This is a genomic window from Flavobacterium sp. 102 (genome assembly GCF_003634615.1).
In the GTDB taxonomy this organism is placed as follows: domain Bacteria; phylum Bacteroidota; class Bacteroidia; order Flavobacteriales; family Flavobacteriaceae; genus Flavobacterium.
Genome location: NZ_RBKX01000001.1, coordinates 736,886 through 762,996, shown reverse-complemented (window position 1 = coordinate 762,996; position 26,111 = coordinate 736,886). Strand labels below are relative to the sequence as shown.

21 protein-coding genes and 1 tRNA gene are annotated in these 26,111 nt (G+C 34.6%); 16 read left to right on the top strand and 6 right to left on the bottom strand.

The genetic code is table 11. The features are described 5' to 3' along the window. The first annotated feature begins 111 nt into the window (after positions 1-111). The 3 genes from rnr to C8C84_RS03365 are packed head-to-tail and all read left to right on the top strand — an operon-like array spanning position 112 to position 3,750. The gene (gene rnr / locus C8C84_RS03375; protein ID WP_121312187.1) at positions 112-2,292 is read left to right on the top strand and encodes a ribonuclease R; all 2,181 of its coding nucleotides are present in this window, start codon (positions 112-114) and stop codon (positions 2,290-2,292) included. 43 nt (positions 2,293-2,335) lie between these two features. Next, positions 2,336-3,001, top strand: a complete 666-nt coding sequence (locus tag C8C84_RS03370) for a head GIN domain-containing protein (protein ID WP_121312186.1) — start codon at positions 2,336-2,338, stop codon at positions 2,999-3,001. Positions 3,002-3,057: 56 nt separating this feature from the next. Beyond that, the gene (locus tag C8C84_RS03365) at positions 3,058-3,750 is read left to right on the top strand and encodes a LysE family translocator (protein WP_121312185.1); all 693 of its coding nucleotides are present in this window, start codon (positions 3,058-3,060) and stop codon (positions 3,748-3,750) included. Positions 3,751-3,981: 231 nt separating this feature from the next. Here C8C84_RS03365 and C8C84_RS03360 read toward each other — a convergent pair. Both C8C84_RS03360 and folB read right to left on the bottom strand, forming a co-directional pair. After that, a tRNA-Cys gene (locus C8C84_RS03360) sits at positions 3,982-4,052 on the bottom strand. 89 nt (positions 4,053-4,141) lie between these two features. Beyond that, positions 4,142-4,501 carry a dihydroneopterin aldolase gene (gene folB / locus C8C84_RS03355; protein WP_121312184.1) on the bottom strand — a complete coding sequence of 120 codons (360 nt, stop codon included), beginning with the start codon at positions 4,499-4,501 and terminating at the stop codon, positions 4,142-4,144. Between the two features lie 126 nt (positions 4,502-4,627). Here folB and C8C84_RS03350 point away from each other — a divergent pair, with 126 nt between their 5' ends. From C8C84_RS03350 to C8C84_RS03335, 4 genes are all read left to right on the top strand, one after another. Beyond that, the gene (locus tag C8C84_RS03350) at positions 4,628-6,313 is read left to right on the top strand and encodes a glutamine--tRNA ligase/YqeY domain fusion protein (protein ID WP_121312183.1); all 1,686 of its coding nucleotides are present in this window, start codon (positions 4,628-4,630) and stop codon (positions 6,311-6,313) included. 282 nt (positions 6,314-6,595) lie between these two features. Further along, positions 6,596-6,925: a YtxH domain-containing protein gene (locus tag C8C84_RS03345; RefSeq protein ID WP_121312182.1), complete on the top strand. Its 330-nt coding sequence runs from the start codon at positions 6,596-6,598 to the stop codon at positions 6,923-6,925. After that, a complete protein-coding gene (locus C8C84_RS03340) occupies positions 6,925-7,275 on the top strand; it encodes a competence protein (protein ID WP_121312181.1) in 351 nt (116 codons plus the stop codon). Before C8C84_RS03345 ends, C8C84_RS03340 begins: the two co-directional genes overlap by 1 nt. Before the next feature lie 2 nt (positions 7,276-7,277). Continuing rightward, positions 7,278-7,532: a DUF6327 family protein gene (locus C8C84_RS03335; protein ID WP_121312180.1), complete on the top strand. Its 255-nt coding sequence runs from the start codon at positions 7,278-7,280 to the stop codon at positions 7,530-7,532. A 27-nt stretch (positions 7,533-7,559) separates the two neighbouring features. Here the strand turns inward: C8C84_RS03335 and C8C84_RS03330 are convergent, their stop codons facing one another. Further along, positions 7,560-8,546: an SPFH domain-containing protein gene (locus C8C84_RS03330; RefSeq protein WP_121312179.1), complete on the bottom strand. Its 987-nt coding sequence runs from the start codon at positions 8,544-8,546 to the stop codon at positions 7,560-7,562. A gap of 78 nt (positions 8,547-8,624) precedes the next feature. Between C8C84_RS03330 and C8C84_RS03325 the strand changes: the two genes are divergently transcribed. Beyond that, entirely contained in the window at positions 8,625-9,251 is a 627-nt protein-coding gene (locus C8C84_RS03325; RefSeq protein WP_121312178.1) for a PorT family protein, read from the top strand. A gap of 35 nt (positions 9,252-9,286) precedes the next feature. Here the strand turns inward: C8C84_RS03325 and gltX are convergent, their stop codons facing one another. Further along, entirely contained in the window at positions 9,287-10,789 is a 1,503-nt protein-coding gene (gene gltX, locus C8C84_RS03320; RefSeq protein WP_121312177.1) for a glutamate--tRNA ligase, read from the bottom strand. 210 nt (positions 10,790-10,999) lie between these two features. Here gltX and C8C84_RS03315 point away from each other — a divergent pair, with 210 nt between their 5' ends. The 6 genes from C8C84_RS03315 (at position 11,000) to C8C84_RS03290 (ending at position 20,772) form a co-directional block, all read left to right on the top strand. Continuing rightward, entirely contained in the window at positions 11,000-14,374 is a 3,375-nt protein-coding gene (locus C8C84_RS03315) for a DUF4175 family protein (RefSeq protein WP_121312176.1), read from the top strand. After that, complete coding sequence (gene ybeY, locus C8C84_RS03310; protein WP_121312175.1) at positions 14,367-14,789, top strand: rRNA maturation RNase YbeY; 423 nt, start codon at positions 14,367-14,369, stop codon at positions 14,787-14,789. Before C8C84_RS03315 ends, ybeY begins: the two co-directional genes overlap by 8 nt. A gap of 1 nt (position 14,790) precedes the next feature. After that, complete coding sequence (mnmG, locus tag C8C84_RS03305; protein ID WP_121312174.1) at positions 14,791-16,662, top strand: tRNA uridine-5-carboxymethylaminomethyl(34) synthesis enzyme MnmG; 1,872 nt, start codon at positions 14,791-14,793, stop codon at positions 16,660-16,662. 53 nt (positions 16,663-16,715) lie between these two features. Beyond that, positions 16,716-17,561 carry a class I SAM-dependent methyltransferase gene (locus C8C84_RS03300; protein ID WP_121312173.1) on the top strand — a complete coding sequence of 282 codons (846 nt, stop codon included), beginning with the start codon at positions 16,716-16,718 and terminating at the stop codon, positions 17,559-17,561. A gap of 254 nt (positions 17,562-17,815) precedes the next feature. Next, entirely contained in the window at positions 17,816-18,391 is a 576-nt protein-coding gene (locus C8C84_RS03295) for an OmpH family outer membrane protein (RefSeq protein ID WP_121312172.1), read from the top strand. A gap of 107 nt (positions 18,392-18,498) precedes the next feature. Then, the gene (locus tag C8C84_RS03290) at positions 18,499-20,772 is read left to right on the top strand and encodes a helix-turn-helix domain-containing protein (RefSeq protein ID WP_121312171.1); all 2,274 of its coding nucleotides are present in this window, start codon (positions 18,499-18,501) and stop codon (positions 20,770-20,772) included. Here the strand turns inward: C8C84_RS03290 and C8C84_RS03285 are convergent. Further along, positions 20,764-21,147 carry a DoxX family protein gene (locus C8C84_RS03285; protein ID WP_121312170.1) on the bottom strand — a complete coding sequence of 128 codons (384 nt, stop codon included), beginning with the start codon at positions 21,145-21,147 and terminating at the stop codon, positions 20,764-20,766. The genes C8C84_RS03290 and C8C84_RS03285 overlap by 9 nt on opposite strands. Before the next feature lie 4 nt (positions 21,148-21,151). Continuing rightward, positions 21,152-22,300, bottom strand: a complete 1,149-nt coding sequence (locus C8C84_RS03280) for a DNA polymerase III subunit delta' (RefSeq protein WP_121312169.1) — start codon at positions 22,298-22,300, stop codon at positions 21,152-21,154. Between the two features lie 232 nt (positions 22,301-22,532). Here C8C84_RS03280 and pgk point away from each other — a divergent pair, with 232 nt between their 5' ends. Next, positions 22,533-23,720, top strand: a complete 1,188-nt coding sequence (pgk, locus tag C8C84_RS03275; RefSeq protein ID WP_121312168.1) for a phosphoglycerate kinase — start codon at positions 22,533-22,535, stop codon at positions 23,718-23,720. A gap of 87 nt (positions 23,721-23,807) precedes the next feature. Beyond that, complete coding sequence (locus tag C8C84_RS03270) at positions 23,808-26,075, top strand: LysM peptidoglycan-binding domain-containing protein (RefSeq protein WP_121312167.1); 2,268 nt, start codon at positions 23,808-23,810, stop codon at positions 26,073-26,075. Positions 26,076-26,111: the final 36 nt, after the last annotated feature.

Below are 26,111 nucleotides of genomic sequence, written 5' to 3'. Positions count from 1 at the left end.
TTTTTGAGTTTTTATAAAGATACAAATTGTTATTTTTTAATTAAAACTAATCGTTAATTACTATTTACTAATTACTATTTCGTAATTTTCAGCATTAATAGAACTGATACAATGAGTAAGAAACCAAAAAAATTCGGAAAGACAACCAAAACATTTTCCGAGAAGATTTTTAAAATATTATCAAAGAATGCCAATAAACCATTCAATTATAAACAAATAGCAACTATACTTGAGTTGGATGATACCAAAAGTAGAAACGAAATTATCAAAGATTTAAAAGTTTTAGCCGCTCAAAAATTGATTATAGAATCCGAACCCGGAAAGTATTTAGTCAAAGCTACCAGCCAAAAATATTACGAAGGAACTATTGACATGACCAGTAGAAAAGCCGGTTATTTTGTTTCAGATGAATTAGAACATGATGTTTTTGTTCCTTTTGTCAACTTAAATCACGCTTTGGATGGTGATAAAGTAAAAGCTTATGTTTACGACCGAAGAAGTTCCAGAAAACCGGAAGCAGAAGTTTTAGAAATTTTAGAAAGAGCCAAAGAAGAATTCGTTGGTGTGGTTGATATTCAAAAGAATTTCGGCTTTGTAACTACAGCGAATGCTAAAATGTACACTGATATTTTTATTCCAAAAAGTAAATTAGGTGAAGCCGAACACGGAGATGTAGTTTTAGTCAGATTAGAAGATTGGCCGGCGAAAGCGGATTCGCCTTTTGGTTCCGTGATTAAAGTTTTAGGGAAACCAGGCGAACACAATACCGAAATTCATGCGATTTTAGCAGAATATGGTTTACCGTATGATTTCCCGATAGAAGTAGAGGCGTATGCTAATAAGTTAGATACTTCCATTACAGAAGAAGAAATTGCCAAGCGTCGAGACATGCGAAAAGTGTTGACTTTCACTATTGATCCAAAAGATGCGAAAGATTTTGATGATGCTTTATCATTCCAAGTTTTAGAGAATGGAAATTATGAAATTGGTGTTCACATTGCCGATGTTTCGCATTATTTGAAAGAAGGAACAATACTCGATGATGAAGCTTACAGAAGAGCTACATCAGTTTATTTAGTAGATAGAGTTGTACCAATGTTGCCTGAGGTTTTATCAAATTTTGCTTGTTCACTTCGACCAAATGAAGAAAAATATACGTTCTCGGCTATTTTTCAGCTGAATAACAAAGCGGAAGTTTTAGATTCTTGGTTTGGAAGAACCGTGATTTACTCAGACCAACGTTTTGCTTACGAAGAAGCACAACAAATTATTGAGACAAGATCGGATGTAATTCCGGCAGAAATTTCTCTTACCGGAAAAGAGTATAAAGCACCAAAGGAAATCGTCGAAGCAACATTAAAGATGCAAGATTTAGCCAAAATTCTTCGTAAAAAAAGAATGGCTGATGGAGCGATTTCGTTTGATAAAGTAGAAGTAAAATTCAATTTAAATGAAGAATCAGAACCGGTTGGTGTGTTCTTTAAAATTTCGAAAGATGCCAATCATTTAATTGAAGAATTTATGTTGTTGGCAAACCGAAAAGTAGCCGAATTTATTGGGAAACAAAAGAAAACTTTTATTTATAGAATTCACGATGAACCAAACGAAGACAAGTTGATTAACCTTCAAACAGTGATTGCTAAATTTGGGTATTCAATTAATATGAAATCCAAACAAGACATTTCAAAATCGTTGAATAATTTGTTGATGGAAGTCAATGGGAAAAAAGAACAAAATTTAGTAGATACTTTGACCATTCGAAGTATGAGTAAAGCCAAATATTCTACTGAAAATATTGGACATTACGGATTAGCTTTTGATTTTTACAGTCATTTTACGTCACCAATTCGACGTTATCCGGATGTAATGGCACATCGTTTGTTGCAGTTTTATCTTGATGGTGGAAAAAGTGTCAGTCAAGAAGAATACGAAGAAAAATGCGCACATTCCAGTGATATGGAAGGTTTAGCAGCGCAAGCTGAAAGAGATTCTGTTAAATACATGCAAGTTAAATACATGCAAGACCACAAAGACCAAGAATTTTTAGGGGTTATTTCAGGTGTTACCGAATGGGGAATTTATGTAGAAATCATCGAAAACAAATGTGAAGGTATGGTGAGAATTCGTGAAATAAAAGAGGATTATTATACTTTTGATGAGAAGCAATATGCTTTGGTTGGTCAAGCCACCAATAGTATTTTGCAACTTGGAGATGAAGTTTATGTTAAAGTAAAAAATGCTGATTTAGTGAAAAAGCAATTGGATTTTCATTTTATCAGAAGAAACGAATAAATAGTCAATGTTCAGTTATTAGTGTTCAGTAAAAATTTAAAATATGAAAAATTTAGTTTATAGTTTATTAGTATTCAGTTCGATAGCTTTCGGACAAGTTGAAAAAAATGTTGGTGATTTTACCAAGGTGACTTCTTTCGATCAAATTGATGTTTATCTGATAAAAAGTAGTGAAAACAAAGTTGTTATTGATGGTAAAGAAGCAAACGAAGTAGAATTAGTTAATAAAAACGGAGAATTAAAGATTAGAATGCCTTTAACTAAATTACTTGCCGGAGATAATATTTCTGTAACAGTTTATTTCAATAATCTTACCGCAGTAGAGGCAAATGAAGGGTCAAGAATTGCATGTGGCGACAAAATTGAATCCACTGCTTTTGAAATTAATGCTAAAGAAGGCTCTATTCTCAGATTAACTTTAGATGTTGGAAAATTGAATGTTAGAGTAGCCAATGGATCTACTATTAATTTAGAAGGAAAAGCTGATAATCAAGATGTTTTAGTGAATTCGGGTGGTATTTATGACGCTCAAAATTTTAAAACTAAGCAAACAACTATAACAGCGAATGCTGGAGGAAATGCAAATGTTTATGCTACTGATTTAGTGGAAGCTAAAGTTCGTGCCGGTGGTGATATCACTATTTACGGTAAACCAAAGCAAATCAATCAAAAAGTGATAGCTGGCGGAAGTATTGAGGAAGCAAAATAAAAATAGTTTTAAATTGTTAAAATTTAGTTCTAAATTGCATTGTCAAAATTCAAAGCATGATTTTTCTTAACGATATTTTATCCGCAATTCCGCTTGGTTTCATTCTGAGTTTTATGATTGGACCGGTTTTTTTTGTATTACTTGAAACTAGTGTAGTCAAAGGATTCAGAGCTGCTATAGTTTTCGACTTAGGAGTGGTTCTTGCCGATATTGTATTTATTCTTATCGCATTTTTTAGTAGTTACCGATTGATACAAAGTATTAAAAATGATCCGGCTTTGTTCATTTTTGGTGGATTGGTGATGCTTACTTACGGAATCATTTCCTTTGTAAAAAACAAAAAAGAATCCAAAAAAAGCATTGATGAAATTGACCCAAAAGAATTGGCTAAAACCAACTATGTTTCTCTTTTCTTTAAAGGTTTTTTCCTCAATTTTATCAATATTGGTGTATTGGGTTTTTGGTTAGCCATCCTAATAACAATCGGACCGCAATTAGAGTTAAAAGCTTCTAGAATGATTACTTTTTTCTCAACATTAATCATTGTTTATTTCATAACCGACATATTTAAAATTCTTTTAGCCAAGCAATTAAGAAATAAATTAAATCCAAAAAATATTCTTTTAATCAAGAAAATGATTAGTATAGTTTTGATTATTTGTGGAGTGGTTTTATTATCCCAAGCTTGGTTTCCGAAAGAACAAAAGATGGTGAATTCCGCTATTGAAAAATTAGAAGGCGAGAATTAAAATTAAAATTTACCAATTAAAAAGTTCCAAATTTCCTTGAAGGTTTATAGTAAACACTGTCAGGGTTTGAACACATCTTTAACTAATTTTCTAAAAATTTGCCAATAAAAAAACCTCCAAGTTTCTTTGAAGGTTTTTAGTAAACACTGTCCAGGTTCGAACACAACTTTAATTAATTTTTTCTAAAAATTTACCAATAAAAAAACCTCCAAGTTTCCTTGAAGGTTTTTGAGGCATCGTCCGGGTTCGAACCGGAGTAGTCGGTTTTGCAGACCGGTGCCTAGCCGCTCGGCCACGATGCCAGTTGGACGGCAAATATATAAAACAATTGATAATTATCAATTGATAATTGATAATTTTTAGAATTCGTAATTTAAAATTTCTAATTCTTTTAACTACGATATTCTTCCATTTCAATCGTAACCGCTTCAACATCACCGCCAATAGGTGGATTTAGTTTTGAAACGCCTAGTAAAATTCGAGAAACAGATGGTATTTCTCCAAAGATTCTGGTAATGATTCTATGGGCAACATGTTCCAATAATTTTGAACGAATCGCCATTTCTTCCTCTATAATTCGGTTTAAAAGCACGTAATCAACCGTATCTTTTAGTTCATCAGTCACCGAAGATTTTCTCAAATCAGTTTTGATTTCAAGGTCAACACGGTAATCCGAACCAATTCTTCCTTCTTCTTCCAAACAACCATGAAATGAAAAGGTTCTTATGTTTTGTAGTTTAATAGTTCCCATATTAAGCAGTATTCAGTGTTCAGTAATTAATAATCAGTTTGTATCAAATAAATAATATAGGTTCTATTATCTATTCATCTCTTATCTATCATCTAAATTTTTATCTTTGCTAAAATTACAAAAATAATGTCAACAGAAGAGAAGTCCCTTAATTTCCTCGAACAAATTATAGAAGAAGATTTGAAAAACGGTTTGTCCAAAGACAAGTTGCGTTTTCGTTTTCCGCCTGAACCTAATGGTTATTTACACGTTGGACATGCGAGTGCTATTTGTTTAAATTTTGGTTTAGGAATTGATTATCAGTCGCCTGTAAATTTGCGATTTGATGATACCAATCCGGCTAAAGAAGAACAGGAATACGTTGACGCCATCAAAAAAGACATCGAATGGTTGGGTTATCAATGGGATACAGAATGTTATGCTTCAGATTATTTCCAACAATTATATGATTGGGCTGTTGAATTTATCAAGAAAGGAAAAGCTTATGTCGATAGTCAATCTTCTTCAGCAATGGCCGAACAAAAAGGAACTCCGACGCAAGCTGGAACTGATTCTCCTTACAGAAATCGTTCTGTTGAAGAGAATTTAGACCTATTGGAACGAATGAAAAACGGAGAATTTCCAAATGGAACCCATATTCTTCGTGCTAAAATAGACATGTCACACAACAATATGTTGATGCGCGACCCAATAATGTATCGCATTTTGCATTCGCATCATCACAGAACAGGCAACCAATGGTGTATTTATCCGATGTACGATTGGGCGCATGGCGAAAGTGATTATTTGGAACAAATTTCCCACTCATTCTGTACGCTTGAATTTTTACCTCACAGAGAATTATACGATTGGTTTTTAGACCAAGTGTATGATTCAACTAAAGTTCGTCCAAAGCAAAGAGAATTTGCTCGTAGAAATCTTTCACATACAGTAGTTTCTAAAAGAAAGCTATTACAATTAGTGGAAGAAAAACATGTTACTGGTTGGGACGATCCAAGAATGAGCACGATTTCAGGGATGCGCCGTCGAGGTTATCCGCCAATGGCGATTCGGAATTTTGCCAAAACAATCGGAATTGCGAAGCGTACTAATTTGATTGATGTATCGCTTTTAGAGTTTTGCGTTCGCGAAGAATTAAATAAAACAACGCATCGTGTAATGGCGGTTTTGAATCCGGTGAAATTGGTGATTACCAATTATCCTGAAGGTCAAGAAGAATGGTTAGAAGCAGAAAACAATCCGGAAGAAGCAGTAATGACTTATAGAAAAGTCCCGTTTTCAAAGGAATTATACATTGAAAGAGAAGATTTTCAAGAAGAAGCCAATAAGAAGTTTTTCCGTTTGACATTAGGAACAGAAGTACGCTTAAAAAATGCTTATATCATTAAAGGCGAAAGTGTTGTCAAAGATACTGAGGGCAATATTACTGAAATTCACTGTACTTATGATACCGATTCACGTAGTGGAAGCGGAACAGAAGCTTCTCAAAGAAAAGTAAAAGGTACGATTCATTGGGTTTCTATTACTCATGCAATAGAAGCAGAAGTACGTATTTACGATCGTTTATTTTCGCACGAAAGTCCGGATGGCAATAAAGAAATTGACTTTAAAGAATTCATTAACCCAAATTCTTTAGAAGTAATTACCGGTTATGTTGAACCAAGTTTGCAAACGGCTAAAAATTTAGACCAATTTCAGTTCCAACGTTTGGGTTATTTTTGTGTTGATAAAGAGTCGAAGGCTGAAAAATTGGTTTTCAACAAAACGGTAGGCTTAAGAGATACTTGGGCAAAAGTGGAAAGCAAAGAATAAATTTAAAAATAGATTTTATAAATGGAAAGCTGACGTAAATGTTGGCTTTTTCTATTATTAACAAAAACTATCGTAATTATAAAAAGCATAATTTTAAACCATAAAAAATGGCTTTCATAAATCGATTTTATTAGAGTTTTGAGATTTTGGAATGTCTATTTACGATGATTTAAATGAACGGTGATTATATCGCTTTAAAATGAATTTCGACTGTTTAACGACCTCTTAACAGCTTTTCGGTAAAATTTTTGTAACTTTAATAAAATTAAAAAATTCAAAGTTATGTCTAGTAGAACTGGTGATAGCATTTTGGCACTTTTAGCCGGTGCTGCAATTGGAGTTGGAATCGGAATTTTGTTTGCGCCTGATAAAGGTTCGAAAACGAGAGAAAAAATCAAAGGCAGTTTTGATGATTTGAAAGATCAAGCCAAATCGAAGTTTAATTCTTTTGAAGAAGAAGCTAAAGAAAAATTTACACATTCAAAAGACGAATTAAAAGAAACGGTTGACAACTTACTTTCGAAATCGAGTTATAAAGCCGAAGAAGCGATTTCATTTTTGGAAGAGAAATTAGCCGAGCTTAAAAAACAAAATGCCAAATTGCAGAAATAATGGCTTTTGAAGAAATAAAAGAAAACGTAGACAATATTCAGGAAAATGCCAAAGCTTATATGGAAAGCAGTATTGCTTACTATAAACTTTGGGGTTTTAAGGTTGCTATGAAGTCAACTACTTTAATGGTAAAGTTTATGTTGATTGCACTTTGCCTGACAATTGTTTTACTTTTTGTCTCTATTGCCGGAGCTTTAGCTTTAGGAAAAATGTTCGATAGTTATCCGTTAGGGTTTTTAGCGGTGGCCGGAATTTATTCGATTTTAGCAGCACTTTTATTTTTGGTAAAAGACAAAGTGGTTGAAGGACCAATCTTAGAAAAATTCTCCGAAATATTTTTTAACGACTAATTATGGGACAAAAAAAATATTCTTCCTACGCCGAAATTGAGCACGATTTAGAAATCCTGAAATTGGAAAAAGAAATTTATTATCAGAAAATGAAATTGAGTTTCGATAAAACCAAAGAAAGTATATTGCCGTCACAACCATTAGAAGGTTTGTATGCTATTTACAATAAAGTCTTTTCAGGCACTTTCGGAATGATTTTAAAGATGTTGATTCCGTATGCTGTCAGTTGGTTTATAAATAGAAAAAGAGGCGATTAAGCCTCTTTTTTTGTGTAATTATTTTGATTAAGATTCCGTTTCAGAACTTTCTTCATTCGAATCATAATCGTTCGGTTGGTTTTTACCTTTTTTAGGTTCCACTTTTCTCATTCCGGTTTTCATTGATTCTCCAACCAAATTACTTGCCGTAAAACTAGCGACCATGTTGTTCAACATATCGCTTCCGGCTTGTGGTGAATTAGGTAACAAAATCAAGTTCGAATTGGTATCAGCACCAATCGCTTGTAAAGTATCATAATGTTGTGTCACGACAATCAAAGCAGAAGCTTCTTGTGAATTGATGCCCACTTTATTTAAAACATCAACACTTTCTACCAAACCTTTGGCAATTTCCCTTCTTTGGTCGGCGATACCTTGTCCTTGTAAGCGTTTGCTTTCGGCTTCTGCTTTGGCTTTGGCTACAATTCTGATTCTCGAGGCTTCGGCTTCAAATTCAGCTACCGTTTTTTCTCTATCGGCTGCGTTAATTCTATTCATCGCATTTTTTACTTGAATATCCGGATCAATATCGGTAACCAAAGTATTGATGATTGTGTAACCATAAGTAGTCATGGCTTCGTTCAATTCTCTTTTCACAGCGATCGCGATATCATCTTTTCTTTCGAAAACATCATCCAAAATCAATTTTGGTACTTCGGCACGAACTACGTCAAATACATAAGAAGTGATTTGATCATGCGGATATTCTAATTTATAAAAGGCATCGTAAACGGTATCTTTAACGACCATAAACTGTACAGAAACTTTCAATTTAACAAACACGTTGTCCTTGGTTTTGGTTTCAATAATCACATCCAATTGTTGAATTTTCAAATTCACACGACCTGCAATTCTGTCGATTAAAGGAATTTTTAAATGAAGTCCGGATTGTCGGATACTTAAAAATTTCCCAAAACGTTCCACAATTACAGCGGTTTGTTGCTTGACAGTAAAAAAAGAAGAGAACAACACAAAAAGGCCGAAGACCAGAAAGGCAATTAAAAAAATATCCATTTTTGATTATTTAAATTGTTAATACAGTGTTTATACGAAATATATGTATGTTTGTTACAAATTAACTATCCTCATTTCATGAACAAAAATCTTATCGTCCTTTTGTTGTTTGTTACAACAATTGCGAACGCACAATATGGCTACAGAGATTCCAATATGATTGGAATAACTTTAGGATTAAATCAATTCAATTTAAAAACTTCAGATTTCGAAACCAAACCAGGCGATGGTTGGAACATTGGACTTTCCATGAGAGGAAATGCCTTTAACGATTGGGATGCAATTTACGGATTGCAGTTTAGCGAGTACAATTTCAAAGTGGCGACTTTAAACCAACTCATGAATGAAAGAGAAACCAACTATAAGCTATCTTGTGCCAATATAACTTTTCAATTAAGCTATAAGTTTATCGAAAACCATTTGAGTGTTGAGTTTGGGCCAATGGTTCAAGTCAATGGCAAATTGACCATAGAAGAAACCGATGAAGACTATATTGTCAAAGGAAATCCAACTGTTATGGCCAAAGACTTAACCGACATCAGTAATTTTACAATTTATCCCGTAGTTGGTGTAACTGCCGGCGTTAGAAACGTTAGACTAAATGTTACTTATCAATACGGAATCAATAATATGCTCGGGAAAATGGATGGCGATTTTAAAGGAAACGCATCGGTTTTAAACGGAAACATTATATTTTACTTCTAATAAAAAAGTCCCGAATAACTCGGGACTTTTCCTTTTTATAAAGTTGCAATCGCTTTCTCTAATCGCTTAATGGTTTCTTCTTTACCAATCAATTCGACTATGTCAAAAAGATGCGGGCCTTTCAAGGCACCAACCAAACTCAAACGAAACGGTTGCATGACTTTCCCCATTCCGATTTCTTTTTGTGTCATCCAATCTTTGACAATGGTTTCAATATTTACCGAAGTGAAATCTTCAATAGTATTTAAAACAGCAATCAATTGTTTGATAAAATCAGGTGTTTCTTCTTTCCAGTTTTTAGCTGCTTTTTCATCATAAGACGTTGGCGCCACAAAGAAATAATCCGCTAAATCCCAAAACTCTGAAACAAAATTCGCACGTTCTTTTATCAGTGAAACTACTTTTGTCATATTGAGCGCAGTCGAGATGCCTTTTTCAGCTAAAATAGGAGCAAAGGCTTTCGCCAAACTTTCATCACTTTGTTTTTGCAAATATTGGTGGTTGAACCATTTGTTTTTATCCGGGTCAAATTTAGCTCCGGCTTTATGAACCCGATTCAAATCAAATTTCTCTGCTAATTCTTCTAAAGAAAATATTTCCTGTTCTGTTCCGTCATTCCAGCCTAATAAAGCCAAAAAGTTAACCACGGCTTCCGGGAAAAATCCTTTTTCTCGGTAACCTGATGAAAGACCTTCTTCGCTTTTCCATTCTAATGGAAATACAGGAAATCCCATTTTATCACCATCGCGTTTGGATAATTTTCCATTGCCGATAGGTTTTAGAATTAATGGTAAATGCGCAAATTCAGGTGCTTCCCAACCAAAAGCTTTGTATAACAAACTGTGTAAAGGCATCGAGGGCAACCATTCTTCACCACGGATTACATGTGAGGTTTCCATCAAATGATCATCTACAATATTGGCTAAATGGTAAGTTGGCATGCCATCTGACTTGAACAAAACTTTGTCGTCTAACAAATTCGTTTCAAAATTAATATCTCCACGAATGATGTCATGCAAATGCAAAGTTTCGTTTACCGGTGTTTTAAAACGAATCACATAAGCTTCGCCATTGGCAATTCTTTTTTCAGTTTCTGCTGTAGAAATGACTAAAGATGTATCCAGTTTTTCTCGGTTGTGCCAATTGTAAATAAAGGTTTTTCCTTGTTCTTCATGTTGTTTTCTATGTGCATCTAAAGCTTCAGCAGTGTCAAAAGCATAGTAAGCCCAACCCGAATTCACCAACTGATCTGCGTATTGTTTGTACAAAGGTTTTCTTTCGCTTTGACGGTATGGACCGAATTTTTCATTCTTACCAATGGTTTCGCTTGGCGCAATGCCTAACCATTCTAAAGCTTCAAAGATATATTGTTCGGCTCCTGGAACGAAGCGATTTTGGTCGGTATCTTCAATTCGCAAATAGAAAACACCGTTATGTTTTTTGGCAAATAAATAATTAAATAAGGCTGTTCTAACACCACCAATGTGTAAAGGTCCTGTCGGACTTGGGGCAAAACGAACTCTAACTGGTCTTGACATTTTTTATAATTTATGGTTATTCATATTAGCGCTGAGCTTGTCGAAGTGTGTGCAAAGATAATCAGAAGTTGGAAGTTGGAAGTCGGAAGGTTGAAGTTTTTGATAAGGTTTGGAGCGTCATTTTCAGCACTTTTTCATTGGCAAATTTTTAACGTTGGTTATTCAGCAAAAATTGTACATTTATCGGTTATATAAAAGATTGGCTAAAAAGTGGAAAAATCAACCCTTATTTATCAAAAGTTAGAAGACTTTATTCGAAAGTTTTATACCAATGAATTGTTGCGCGGAACGATATTCTTCGTTGGCTTAGGTTTGTTGTATTTTATCTTCACGCTTTTTGTGGAATATTTCTTGTGGCTCAAACCAATGGCGAGAACTATTTTGTTTGCGGTTTTTATTTTGGTGGAATTGTTTCTGTTGTTGAGATTCATTTTATTTCCGCTTTTCAAATTGTTCAAATTGCAAAAAGGAATCGATTACAATCAAGCTTCAAATATCATTGGAAACCATTTTAACGAAGTAGGTGATAAGTTGACCAACTTTTTACAATTATCACAAGACCAAAATAAATCCGAGTTATTATTAGCTTCGATTGACCAAAAAGCCAACACTTTGCAGCCGATTCCTTTTGGAAACGCCATTAATTTGGGCAAGAATAAGAAGTATTTGCCATTGGCAGTTATTCCGATTTTGTTCTTTTTGTTTTTCTTGATTTCAGGCAAAGGAGATATTTTGTCCCAAAGTTTGAATCGTGTAGTGAATTTTAAACAACAGTTTTTACCACCTGCGCCATTCGAATTTGTGGTTGTAAATGATAATCTGCAAACAGAACAAAACAAAGACTTTTTACTAAAAGTGAAAACTATTGGTAAAGTATTTCCCGAAAACGCGATGATTTTTATTGGTGAGGAAAGCTATTTTATGGAAAGTAACAAATCCGGTGAATTCCAGTTTGTGATTCCGAAACCTTCAGAAGATTTAGAGTTTCACATTGAAGCCAATGACGTTTCTTCGAAAGATTATGAATTGAAAGTCGTAACTGTTCCATCAATTGCCAACTTTGAAATGGTTTTAAACTTTCCGAGTTATCTCAATAAAAAATCTGAAGTCATTAAAGGAACCGGAAACGCCATTATTCCGGAAGGAACAAGAGTTACTTGGAGAATGAACACAATGGCTACGCAAAAGGTGGATTGGGTGAATGCCAACAATCATTTTGCTTTTATCAAACAAGATAATCAGTTTTCATTATCGAAAAACATTGTTCAAAACACCGACTATCAAATTCTGACCTCAAATGCAAAAGTTCAGAATTATGAAAAATTGAATTATCAGATTTCGGTAATCAAAGATCAATTTCCAACTATAACGGTTAACAATGCTCCGGATAGTTTGAAAGTGAATAAAAATTACGTTCTAGGACAAGTTTCCGATGATTACGGACTTTCAAAACTGCAAATTGTCTACTATCCAAAGGATACGCCAAACAGCACTAAAAAAGCATACATAAATGTCAAGAAAGACGTATACGACCAATTTGTGTTTTCTTTTCCGAGTAATCTTCCGGTAGAAGAAGGTGTTTCGTATGAATATTACTTTGAGATTTTCGATAATGATGCGATTCACAATTCAAAAAGTACAAAATCTTCTGTATTCAGTAATCGTATTTCGACTGAAACTGAGAAGCAGGACGAAATGTTGCAACAACAAAATGATAACATTAATTCATTGGCTAAATCTTTAAAAGCTCAAGACAAGCAATTATCCGAGATGGAGAAATTGCAAAAAATGGGCAAAGAGAAAGACAATTTAGATTATAAAGAACAACAAAAAGTCAACGATTTTATTCAACGCCAAAAACAACAAGACGAGTTGATGAAAGAGTTTTCAGAAAAGATGAAAGACAATTTGGAGCAATTCAAGGCCGAGAAAAAGGATGAGAAGAAGGAGTTGTTACAAGAACGTTTAGAGAAAACCAAAGAAGAATTAGAAAAAAATAAAAAGCTTTTAGATGAACTTCAAAAACTGAACGATAAAATCAGCAAAGAAGAATTGTTTGAGAAGATGGAGAAATTCCAACAAGCCAGTAAAAATCAAACCAAGAGTTTGGAGCAATTGGTAGAATTAACCAAGCGTTATTACGTAGAGAAAAAAGCGGAACAAATTGCTGATAAATTGGACAAGCTTGCTGAAAAGCAAGATAAATTGGCTGACAAGACAGATGACAATAATGCACAAAAGCAAGACGATATCAACAAAGAATTTGATAAGCTTCAAGAAGAACTGAATGAATTAGACAAAGACAATAAGGAATTGAAATCTCCTATGGATTTGCCGAATACTGATGAAAAGGAGAAAAGTATAGACGAAGATTTAAAGAACGCCAAAGACCAATTGCAAAAACAACAAAAAGATAAGGCAAAGCCAAAGCAAAAAAGCGCTTCCAAAAAAATGAAGCAAATGAGCCAGCAAATGGTGGAACAAATGCAATCGGGAGACATGGAACAAATGGAAGAAGATGTTGCTATGCTTCGACAAATCTTAGACAATCTTTTAGCATATTCTTTCTCTCAGGAAGAGGTGATGAAACAGTTTAAAAATTTGAAACGTGGCGCGCCGTCATTCAATAAGAACCTTAAAATTCAACAAGATTTGAAACAACAATTCAAACATGTTGATGACAGTTTGTTTGCTATGTCATTGCGTAATCCTAAAATTGCCGAAGAAGTAACTAAAGAAATAGGTAATGTTCAGTACAATGTGGATAAAGCTTTGGAGAATTTGGCTGAAGCTAATGTTCCAAAGGGAAATTCTCACCAACAGTATGCTGTTTCGTCTTCGAATAAGTTAGCCGATATGTTGAGTGATATACTCAACGGTATGCAAATGCAGATGCAAATGGAAGGGCAAGGACAAGGAAAGCCAAAACCAGGAAAAGGACAAGGTGCCGGAATGCAATTGCCGGATATTATTAAGAAGCAAGACGGATTGGGTGAAAAGATGAAAAAGGGAATGAAAAAAGGGGAAAAACCTGGAGATGGACAAGAAGGTAAAGAAGGTGAGAAACCCGGAGAAGGTCAACAAGGAGGTAAAGATGGGCAAGGACAACAAGGCGGAAAAACGGGTCAAGGCAAAGGAAATGAAAAGGGCGGAGAACAAGGTCAAGACGGTGAAGGTGATGCCAAAGCTATTATGGAAATATACAAAGAACAACAACAACTGCGCGAAGCTTTAGAGAAAGAATTGAAGAAGCAAGGTGTTGGCGGAAACGGTCAAAACACTTTGGATCAAATGAAGCAAATCGAAAAGCAATTATTAAACAAAGGCTTCAATAACGAAACGCTTCAAAAGATTCTCAATGTGAAGTATGAATTGCTGAAATTAGAAAAGGCATTACAACAACAAGGCGAAGATAAAAAGCGCCAATCAGAAACTAATAAGAAAGAATTTAGCAATCAGGCTAATGCACTTCCTAGTAAGCTTCAAGAATATTTGAATAGTATTGAAATTTTAAATAGACAAAGCTTACCTTTGCGCTCCAATTTTAATCAAAAGGTTCAAGAATACTTTATAAAAAATGATTAGTTTTAATTACGAGTCAGATTTCAATTTAGACAACGAAACGAATTATGCCGATTGGCTTTCCAAAGTCATTAGCTCCGAAATAAAGAACGAAGGTGAAATCAACTACATCTTCTGTGACGATGATTATTTGTTGGAAATAAACCAGCAATATTTAGATCATGACACGTTAACCGACATTATCAGCTTTGATTATTCTATAGGAAACGAACTACACGGGGATATTTTTATTTCTATTGAAAGAGTCCGCGAAAACGCACAAGATTTCAACGTTTCTTTTGAAGAGGAATTAAAACGTGTAATGGTTCACGGTGTTTTGCATTATTGCGGTTACAAAGATAAGTCGGGAGCCGACGAAAAATTAATGCGTGAAAAGGAAGAAGAGAAAATGAAGATGTTCCACGTGAAACAAAATTAAAATGTTTTTAGAAAAATACGATACCATAGTAGTGGGTGCAGGACACGCAGGTTGTGAAGCAGCCGCCGCATCGGCCAATTTGGGCTGTAAAACTTTATTGGTAACGATGAGTTTGCAAAATATTGCACAAATGTCATGTAATCCTGCGATGGGCGGTATCGCCAAAGGACAGATTGTTCGTGAGATTGATGCTTTAGGCGGTTATTCGGGAATCATTTCGGATAAGACTGCTGTTCAGTTTAAGATGTTGAACAAATCAAAAGGCCCTGCCATGTGGTCGCCAAGAGTTCAAAGTGACAGAATGCGTTTCGCTGAAGAGTGGCGATTGATGTTAGAGCGAACAGCAAATCTTGATTTCTATCAGGAAATGGTCAAAGGACTTTTGATTAAGAATAATAAAATTGAAGGAATCGTTACTTCGTTAGGGATTGAGATCAAAGCTAAAACAGTGGTCTTAACTAACGGAACTTTCTTAAATGGATTGATTCATATTGGCGATAAACAATTTGGTGGAGGAAGAGCTGGCGAAAGTGCCGCTTATGGAATTACCGAGGGCTTAATTAAAGTTGGTTTCGAATCAGGCAGAATGAAAACAGGAACACCGCCAAGAGTTGACGGACGTTCTTTAGATTATTCTAAAATGCGTGAGGAACCCGGTGATTTAATACCGGATAAGTTTTCTTATTCTGATGAAACGAAGCCATTGACACACCAAAAATTGTGTCACATGACTTATACTTCAAATGAAGTGCATAATATTTTGCGCGAAGGTTTTGATCGTTCACCAATGTTTAATGGAAGAATCAAAAGTATCGGACCGAGATATTGTCCGTCGATTGAGGATAAAATCAACCGTTTTGCAGATAAAGAAAGACACCAACTTTTCGTTGAACCGGAAGGCTGGAATACCGTTGAAGTTTATGTAAATGGGTTTTCGACTTCCTTACCGGAAGATATTCAATTCAAAGCTTTACGTTCCGTTGAAGGATTCGATAAGGTTAAGTTTTTCCGCCCGGGTTACGCCATCGAATACGATTATTTTCCGCCGACACAGTTGAAACATACCTTAGAAACGAAGCTCGTTGAAGGTTTGTATTTTGCCGGACAAATTAATGGAACAACTGGATACGAAGAAGCTGCTTCTCAAGGAATGATGGCTGGTATGAATGCTGCTTTAAAAGTGAAAGAAATGGAACCTATGATTCTTCGTCGTGATGAAGCTTATATTGGTGTTCTAATAGATGATTTGATTACCAAAGGAACCGAAGAACCTTATCGCATGTTTACTTCACGAGCTGAATACAGAACGCTTTTGCGTCAAGACAATGCAGATTTCAGATTAACGCCAAAGTCTTTTGAAATTGGTTTGGCTTCTGAAAAGAGAATGAGAAGAATGGAACATAAATTCAACGAAAGTGAAAAAATGGTCAATTTTTTCAAAGAAACAAGTGTTACGCAAGAAGAAGCAAATCCAATTTTAGTCTTAAAGGAAAGTGCTCCTATGAATCAATCGGATAAAATGTTTAAAGTGTTTTCTCGACCGCAAATTGAATTAGAAGACATTTTAAAATTCGAAAAAGTTCAAAAGTACATTCAAGAAAATGATTTGGATAAAGAGATAATCGAGCAAGCAGAGATTCATGTGAAATATTCAGGTTATATCGAAAAAGAAAGAAACAATGCCGAAAAGCTTATCCGTTTAGAAGATATAAAAATCCCTGAGAATTTCGATTACAACAAAATCAAATCAATGTCGATTGAAGCTAAGCAAAAGCTAAGCAAAATTCGTCCGGTGACCATTTCGCAAGCTTCCAGAATCAGCGGTGTTTCACCAGCCGATATTTCGGTTTTATTAATTTATATGGGAAGATAGTTTAAACGTTCCACGTGAAACTAAGCTTGCCAAGCCTTATCAATAAAGAATTTATGGGTTTTCAAAACAATATTTTTTTTCAAAAAGTAAAAGATTATTCGGTTTCCAAAGAAATTTTCGAATTGCACCACAATCCCGAATATGATATCTTAATCACTTTCCCAAAGCCAAGTCTAGAAAAATTACCAAGTTATTACGAGAGCGATGACTACATTTCGCATACTGACGGAAAACGATCTTTGTTTGAAAGAGCTTATCATTTTATCAAAAGTATTGCACTTAAAAACAAACTGAAATTAATTAATGCACAATCACCAAAAGGAAAAATTTTAGACATTGGTGCCGGAACCGGAGATTTTTTAGTGGTAGCCAAAAATGACGGTTGGCAAATTACCGGAATTGAACCTAGCGCAAAAGCAAAAGGAATTGCGATAAATAAAGGAGTAACTTTTGCTGAAAGTTTATCAGCTTTAGAAAGCAACTCATTTGACATAATCACCATGTGGCACGTTTTAGAACATGTTCCGAATTTGGATGAATATATAACGGAGTTGAAAAGATTAATCAAACCAACCGGAACAATTGTGATCGCAGTTCCAAATTTTAAATCTTTTGATGCTAATTTTTATGGCAGACATTGGGCCGCTTATGATGTGCCAAGACACATTTGGCATTTTTCAAAAACAGCGATTGAAAAATTATTTGGCGAAAAAGAAATGAAATTGGTGGAAGTGTTACCCATGAAATTTGACAGTTATTATGTGAGTTTGCTTTCTGAAAAATACAAATCAGGAAAGATGAATTTCATCAGAGCATTTTTTGTTGGATGGAAGTCAAATTTAAACGGAAAGAAGACAAATGAGTATTCATCGCACATTTACATCATTAAAAACCAATAAAACTTAAATAAACGAGCGCTGTTTAATCAAAACGACTTAAAATGCGTCTTTGGTTGAAGGAAAAGGAAAATGCTTTTAAAACGCTTTATTTGAAATCAAAAACAATAACGCCTGATTATCGTTTTTACTTAAACAATAACTAAATTTTATATCGCGAAATTGTAATAAAATCTCAGTTTTTCAGCGTTAGATTATTGCCTTTTATTTTTATACTTTTGAAACCAAAAATTAATTTATCAAATCATAAATAAATAATGAAGAAAACAGTTCTACTTTTTGCATTGGCCATTTCAATAATTTCCTGCAACAAAACTACCGAAACAAAAGAATTCAAAACGGCTTACATCGATACTTCTAAATTAATGGAAGAATCTACGGAAGCAAAAGATATTGAAGTAAAATACAAAGACAAATCCAAAGTAATGGGAAGCCAATTGGAAGTTGAAGTAAATCGTTTCAAATCTGAAGCAGCTAATTTCCAGAAGAACGCTCAGGCAAATGGGCAAGTTTGGGCTCAACAAAAAGGGGCTGAATTACAACAAAGAGAACAAGAATTGAGCTACGCACAACAAGCGATGTTAAGACAATTGCAAGAGGAAAGCGGTGTTGAAATGGATTCTTTAGTTAAGAATTACAGAAAAGTAATCAAGGATTATGGTAAAGAAAAAGGATATGATTATATCTACGGAACAGGCGATGTAGCCTCAGTTTTGTATGCCAAAGACAGTTATGATGTAACTAAAGAAATAATTAAATTGATTAACGACAAATACAAATCTTCAGGTAAGAAAGAAGAAAAACCGGAATCCAAAAAAGAAGAAAAGAAATAATTTCATTTTAACTTATAGATAGTAAAGCGCCATAATTTAAAGGCGCTTTTTTTGTTGTATATTGAAATACAATACTTTAACTTTGTGTCTTATAAAACTTACAAGCCATGAAATCAGTAACAGCCGAAGCAAACTATGTTTTGCAATTCATCAACCAAACTAACCGATCGGTCTTTTTAACCGGAAAAGCCGGAACGGGAAAGACGACATTGCTTAAAGAAATAATTCAAACCACTCATAAAAATACGGTGGTTGTGGCGCCAACAGGAATTGCGGCTTTAAATGCCGGCGGTGTAACGATTCACTCCATGTTTCAATTGCCTTTTGGCGGATTTTTACCCGATAATTCATCACCACAATTTACCGAAAACACCAAATTCGAAAGCCGTTCTACTTTGCGTAGACATTTCAAAATGAGTGGATTAAAAAAAGCAGTTATCCGAAATATGGAATTGCTCATCATTGATGAAGTCAGTATGTTGCGTGCCGATTTGTTGGACGCGATGGATTTTATGATGCAAACTGTTAGAAAAAACAATCGCCCTTTTGGCGGCATTCAAGTTTTATTTATTGGGGATTTGCTACAACTTCCTCCTGTTGTTAGAGATGAAGAATGGCGAACACTTCGGAATTATTATAGAGGAAAATTCTTTTTTCACGCACATGTAATCGAAAGAAATCCGCCTTTGTATATTGAATTGTCTACCATTTTCCGTCAAACAGATGATACTTTTATTTCGGTTTTGAATAATCTTAGAAATAATAAAATCACTAAAGATGATCTTCAAATTTTAAATCAGTTTGTAAAACCTGATTTTGATTTGAAAGCAAACAAAGGTTACATCACTTTAACCACTCATAATGCTAAAGCCGATAACATCAATTCACAATCGCTTATTGATTTGGAAGGAAATTCTAGAACTTACAGTGCCGAAATTATTGGCGACTTTCCGGATAAAATTTACCCATTGGAACAAGAATTGGAACTAAAAATTGGAGCCCAAATTATGTTCATCAAAAACGATTTATCCTTTGATAAAAAATTTTTTAACGGAAAAATGGGCATCATCCAATCTCTTTCCGAAAGAGAAATTCTCGTTCATTTCCCCGATGAAAATAAAACCATTGAAGTCGAAAAATATGAATGGGAAAATATTCGATACACGGTAAACGAAAACACTAAAGAAATTGACGAAGAGGTTTTGGGAACGTTTGTCCATTATCCGATAAAATTAGCCTGGGCAATAACGGTTCATAAAAGTCAAGGACTAACTTTTGACAAAGCAGCGCTCGATGTTTCGCAGGTTTTTCTTCCCGGACAAGCCTATGTAGCACTTTCTCGTTTGCGTTCGTTAAACGGCTTAATTTTGCTTTCTCCGTTGCAAATGAATGGCATTTCAAATGACCAAGATGTTATGGATTATTCCTTGAACAAAGCCACTGAAGAAATACTTCAAAATAATTTACAACAAGATACCAAAGCTTTTATTCATCAATACTTGAGTAACAGTTTTGATTGGAATGATTTGGCGCAAGAATGGCGAAATCATCAATTCAGTTATAACGAAGCATCAACTGTTTCAGCCAAATCTAAACACGCTTTTTGGGCCAAAAAACAAGCAGAAGAAATAGAAAAATTAATTGATCCGTCACGAAAATTCATTTCACAATTGAATAAATTATTTTCAGAAAATATTGATTTTCAATTTATAAATGACCGAATTCAAGCCGCGTTTAGTTATTTTTTGTTGCCAATGGATAACTTGGTTTATGAAATTCTGTGGAAAATAGAAGAAGTGCAACGACTCAAAAAAGCAAAAGCTTATTACGAAGAGTTATTGGTTTTGGAAGAACTCCAAATCAAAGCCGTTTTACGCTTGATGAAAGCCAAATTATTGATAGAAACAGTAGTAAAAGGTGAAACCATTTCAAAAGAAAAATTGTCTTCAGACGAAATTCGGAATTACAGGGTTAACAAATTGGAAACCATAAAACAAGAATTCAAAAATGTCAATGTCACACTAGTGGAAGATGAAGACGATATTGAAAGATATACTAAGGAGAAAAAAACAAAGGAACCAAAAAAATCAACTATTCAGGAAACTTACGAATTGTGGTTGCAAAAGAATTCAATCAAAGAAATTGCTGCTATCAGAAAATTAACGGCTCAAACCATTGGAAGCCATATAGCCAAATTAATTGAAAACCAAACTATTTCAATTTCAGATGTATTGCCGGAAGATAAAATAAAAGCATTAGCCAAGGCTTTTAAAGGTTTTAAAGAAGAATCGTTAAGCGGATTGAAAGAACAATATGGTGACCAATTTACGTGGGATGAATTAAAAATGTTCCAAGCGGCCAAAAGAAGTGGTTTAACTTAACCACCAAACCGCTAAAACCGAAGGCACAAAATAAATAGCAATTGTTCTCGCACCATCATAATCCTTTGCCAATCTTTGGCCTAATAATAAAAATATCAAGGTTATAGAAGAAAAAACAGCCGCATAAAAACCAAATGTTTTGCCGCCATTGACCATTAATTCAACACAACCGACCAGCGCAAAAATCCCTGTAATTAATTCTAAAACCAAGATAATAAACAAGGCAAATGGCACGTTATTTTTTAGAATAGTTTTTTCAAAATGACCTTTAAGCCATTCTACATTGCCTTTCCATTCAAAGACTTTATCATAAGCAGATTGCACAAAAGTAACCGCTAAAAAAAGCAAAACTAAGATAGAAGCTGTATTGTTCATAGGTTTATTTATTATGAATTAATCGGGTAAGTTTTATTGATAAATCGGTTAAAATGATTTTGGCATTTCCATTGCGTTCAATGTGATATATAGCATCCGAAAGCTCTTTAAAAATATCATTGATATTATTACCGCTTACGAAAGGCGCAAATTTTTCGAGCGTAAAATTCTCGACTTTAGGCTCTAAATATACTAATTTTTCATTTTGATAGTTCAGCAACAAGGCTTGTCTAAACATATCAATACAGAAATTCAAAAATTGCTTTTGACCTTCGCGGCCAATACTCGCAATTTCTTCACTCCAAGCAATCAAATCCTGAATGGCAGCAGCGTTTCCTTTGGCTCTGAAAGCTGCTCTAACCCAATCGACAAACCATTTTTCGAATTGTAAATCTTCATTGTCTTCGCTCAATAAATATAAAGCTTTGTTATAATTGCCTTGGGCTTGATGAGCGATTTTGGCTGCGGTTTTCGAATCTAAATTTTCACGTGAAATCAAAGCATCCACAATAACATTTTCCGGTAAAGCGCCAAAATGCAAAACTTGACAACGCGATCGAATCGTTTGAATAATATCTTCTTCGTTTTCGGAAATCAAGATAAAAAGCGTTTTTTCAGGCGGTTCTTCCAGCAATTTTAATAATTTATTGGAAGCCGCAATATTCATTTTGTCCACCATCCAAACAATCATAATTTTATAACCGCCTTCGTAGGATTTTAAGGCCAAAGCTTTCAATATATCCTGAGCATCTTCAACCCGAATTTCGCCCTGCTTGTTTTTAACTCCGAGATGTTTGTACCAATCAAATAAACCTCCATAAGGATTTTGCAAAACAAATTCACGCCAGTCCATAATAAAATCGGCACTTTTAGGTTTTGATTTTACGTCTTCGTTAGTCACATTCGGGTAAACAAAATGCAAATCTGGATGCGAAAGCGATTGAAACTTTAAGTTGCAACTTTCATTTCCGCCATTATTTTCAATACCAATGTTATTACACAAAACAAATTGCGCATAAGCAATCGCCATAGCCAATGTTCCGCTACCTTCGGGACCAACAAACAACTGTGCATGTGGAATCCTTCCCGATAAAGCACTTTTAACGAGATGGTTTTTAAGGTAATCTTGGCCAAGTATTTCTGAAAACTGCATGAGCAAATATAGAGCAAATTTTTGGCTAAAAGAAAAGCATTTGGCAAGCTTTACATTCAAATATTACTCCTTGTCACTCTTGTAAGTTAATGGGTATTGAAACACTATTTAACTGAAAATAAATGGCTTATGGCTTAAATTTTTCTTAAAAATCATCGACAAACGCACAAAAATCTCCGATGAAATTAAATTTTATTATATTTGCAAGGAATCATAACCACTTAAATTTTAGATGAAAACACTTCAAGATTTTAATTTCCAAGCCAAAAAAGCGATTATTAGAGTTGATTTCAATGTGCCTTTAGACGAAAATTTTAATGTTACGGATGCTAACCGAATTGAAGCAGCGAAGCCAACTATAGATGCCATTTTAGCCGATGGAGGAAGTGTAATTTTGATGTCACATTTGGGAAGACCAAAAGGAAAACAAGACCAATATTCATTAAGACATATTGTGGCAAAAACATCAGAAGTTTTAGGCGTTAAGGTTCTTTTTGCGGAAGATTGTAGAGGGGAAATTGCCCAAAGTGCTGCGAAAGATTTAAAACCGGGCGAAGTTTTATTACTAGAAAACCTTCGTTTTTATGCTGAGGAAGAAGCCGGCGATGAGGATTTCGCCAAAGAATTAGCATCCCTAGGTGATATTTATGTGAATGACGCTTTCGGAACAGCACATAGAGCACACGCTTCAACTACAATAATTGCAAAGTTTTTTCCAACAAGTAAATGTTTCGGCATGCTTTTGGCAAAAGAAATTGAAAGTTTGAATCGCGTGTTGAATAATTCAGTAAAACCGGTAACTGCAGTTCTTGGAGGTTCAAAAGTTTCTTCAAAAATTACGGTGATTGAAAATATTTTAGACAAAGTCGACCACATGATTATCGGCGGAGGAATGACTTTTACTTTCGTGAAAGCCTTGGGCGGAAAAATCGGAGATTCGATTTGTGAAGAGGATAAACAAGAATTGGCTTTGGAAATTTTACGTTTGGCCAAAGAGAAAAACGTTCAGATCCATATTCCGGTGGATGTAGTTGCAGCAGATGCTTTTTCAAATGATGCCAACACAAAAATAGTGGACGTTCGAGAAATTCCGGATGGTTGGCAAGGCTTAGACGCCGGACCAAAATCATTGGAAAATTTCAAGCAAGTAATCATGGAGTCAAAAACTATTCTTTGGAACGGACCATTAGGCGTTTTTGAAATGGAAAACTTTGCTAAAGGAACCATTACATTAGGAAATTATATTGCAGAATCAACAGTTAACGGTGCTTTTTCACTCGTTGGTGGAGGAGATTCGGTTGCAGCTGTTAAACAATTCGGCTTAGAAGATAAGATGAGTTATGTGTCAACCGGCGGCGGCGCAATGTTGGAAATGTTAGAAGGAAGAGATTTACCGGGAATTGCTGCAATTTTAAATTAACATTTGCAACACAATAAAAGACAATTAATTACGTTGTTAATTATACAATTAACAATCTGAAACAAATACCACTTATAATATTACAGTATGAATATTAGAAAAATTACAACTTTAGCACTTATTATGGCTTCTTCGGCAATTTTTGCCCAAGATACCATTAAAGTGATTCCGGTTCAGGCCAAGTTGCCCAAAAGAGAATTAACCCAAAGAGAAGTTTTAGATTCCATCAAAGCTTCGTTTATTCACGACAACATTGCCAAATGTATTGACAGTATGTGGATGAAGGAATTGGCAAGTTTGGATTTATATAACGAGTTAACTTTTGACATCAAAAACATCGATGTGGATCAAAAAGTGGACTACGAATTGCCAACCGAACTTTTGAAAGAAAGACTAAAAGCATTAGATGAAAAATCACCTTTCAATATTGAATACAACCAAGGTTTAGAAAACGTAATCAAATCGTTTTTAAAGAACAGAAAGCGTTCTTTTGAAAGACTAATCGGCATTTCTCAGTATTATTTCCCAATGTTTGAAGAGTCGTTAGCAGCACAAAATATTCCACTAGAAATTAAATATTTATCGGTTGTAGAATCAGCTTTGAATCCAAGAGCAGTTTCAAGAGTTGGAGCGACAGGTTTATGGCAGTTCATGTACCAAACCGGAAAACAATACGGATTAAAAGTCGACACTTACGTAGATGAAAGAAGCGATCCTTTAAAAGCCAGTAATGCCGCAACACAATACATGAAAAATATGTATGCTATTTTTGGCGATTGGGATTTGGTTTTGGCGTCTTACAATACAGGTCCTGGAAATGTGGCGAAAGCGATTCGACGTTCAGGAGGAAAACAAAACTACTGGAATATTAGGCCATTTTTACACAAAGAAACCCAAGGATATGTTCCGGCTTTCTTAGCCACAATGTATATTTTCGAATACCATAAAGAACACGGAATCAAACCGGACAGAGCTGTTGCACATCATTTTGCAACCGATACTGTAATGATTAAAAGAGCAATGACTTTCAAACAAATTGCTGATTTAATGGATGTTTCTGTTGCTGAGTTGCAGTTTTTAAATCCTTCTTACAAAAGAGAAGTAGTTCCGTTTATTTCGGGACAAAAACACTTTTTAAGATTACCGGTTGATAAAATAGCAGTATTTACTTCTAATGAAGATAAGATTTATGCTTATGCTGATTACGAAGCCAATAGAAGAGAAAAACCGTTTGAAAAAACGATGTTGGCTTCTTCAAATTCTGGTTCTTCTGCCAATGTGAAATACCATAAAGTTAGAAGAGGTGAAAGTTTAAGCAAGATTTCAAATAGGTATGGTATTACAATTGCGGAGCTTAAAAAATGGAATCATTTGAGAAGTAGCAAAGCGCCATTGGGCAGAAACTTAAAAATTTATGTAGCTGATTATACTAACAGTGATATCGCTTCGAATGAAAATAAAGCAACAAATGAAGCCGATACAGCTGTTGTAGCTTCAAATAGCAACAAATTATTCAAAGAAGAAAAAGTGGTTGCCTATAAAGACGTGGTGAAATACTACAAGGTTAGAAAAGGTGATAACTTGGGTGAGATTTCAGGCAAATACGGCGTTTCTGTAGCAGAAGTGAAAAAATGGAACAAACTAAAAAGCAATAATATCGCTCTAGGTGCCAATTTAAAAATCATCAAAAATGAAAGAGTGGTTACTACTGTTAGAAAAGAAGTGAAAGCAGAAAAAGCAATCATTGACAACAAAGTTGAAACCGCAGTAGCTTCGAATGATAACAATGGTGATTCTACCGAAGAAATTGGTGATTATTATGAAGTACAAAGAGGAGATAATCTTTTCAGTATTGCCAAAAAATTTAATGTTAGTCTTGAAGATTTGAAAAAATGGAACAATCTTGATGATTTACATGTTCAAACGGGTTCAAAATTAGCTTTAGCCAATAAAGATGAAAACACAGTAACCGAAGCACCAAAAACCGAAACTAAAATTGTGGAACACAAGGTTAGAAAAGGTGAATATCTTGGTACCATTGCCAAAAAATACAATGTTACTCTTACGGAAATCAAAGAGTGGAACGACATGGAAGATAACAATGTGAAGTTGGGTCAAACCTTAATCGTTTCTAAAAAAGAAGTGGCTATTAACGAAGCGAAATCTTCTAAAAAAGAAAGCATTGCTGCAAGTGATAGAAACGCAGTAAAAACGTATTATGTCAAAAAAGGTGATTCCTTATTTAGCATTGCCAAAAAATATCCTGGTGTAAGCATTTCAGACATCAAAAAATGGAACGGAATCAAAAACGAAAGTTTGAAACCGGGCATGAAGTTAAAAATTAACAACGGTTAATCCGAAAATCTTATATAAATTTGGGTTTTATTTCAA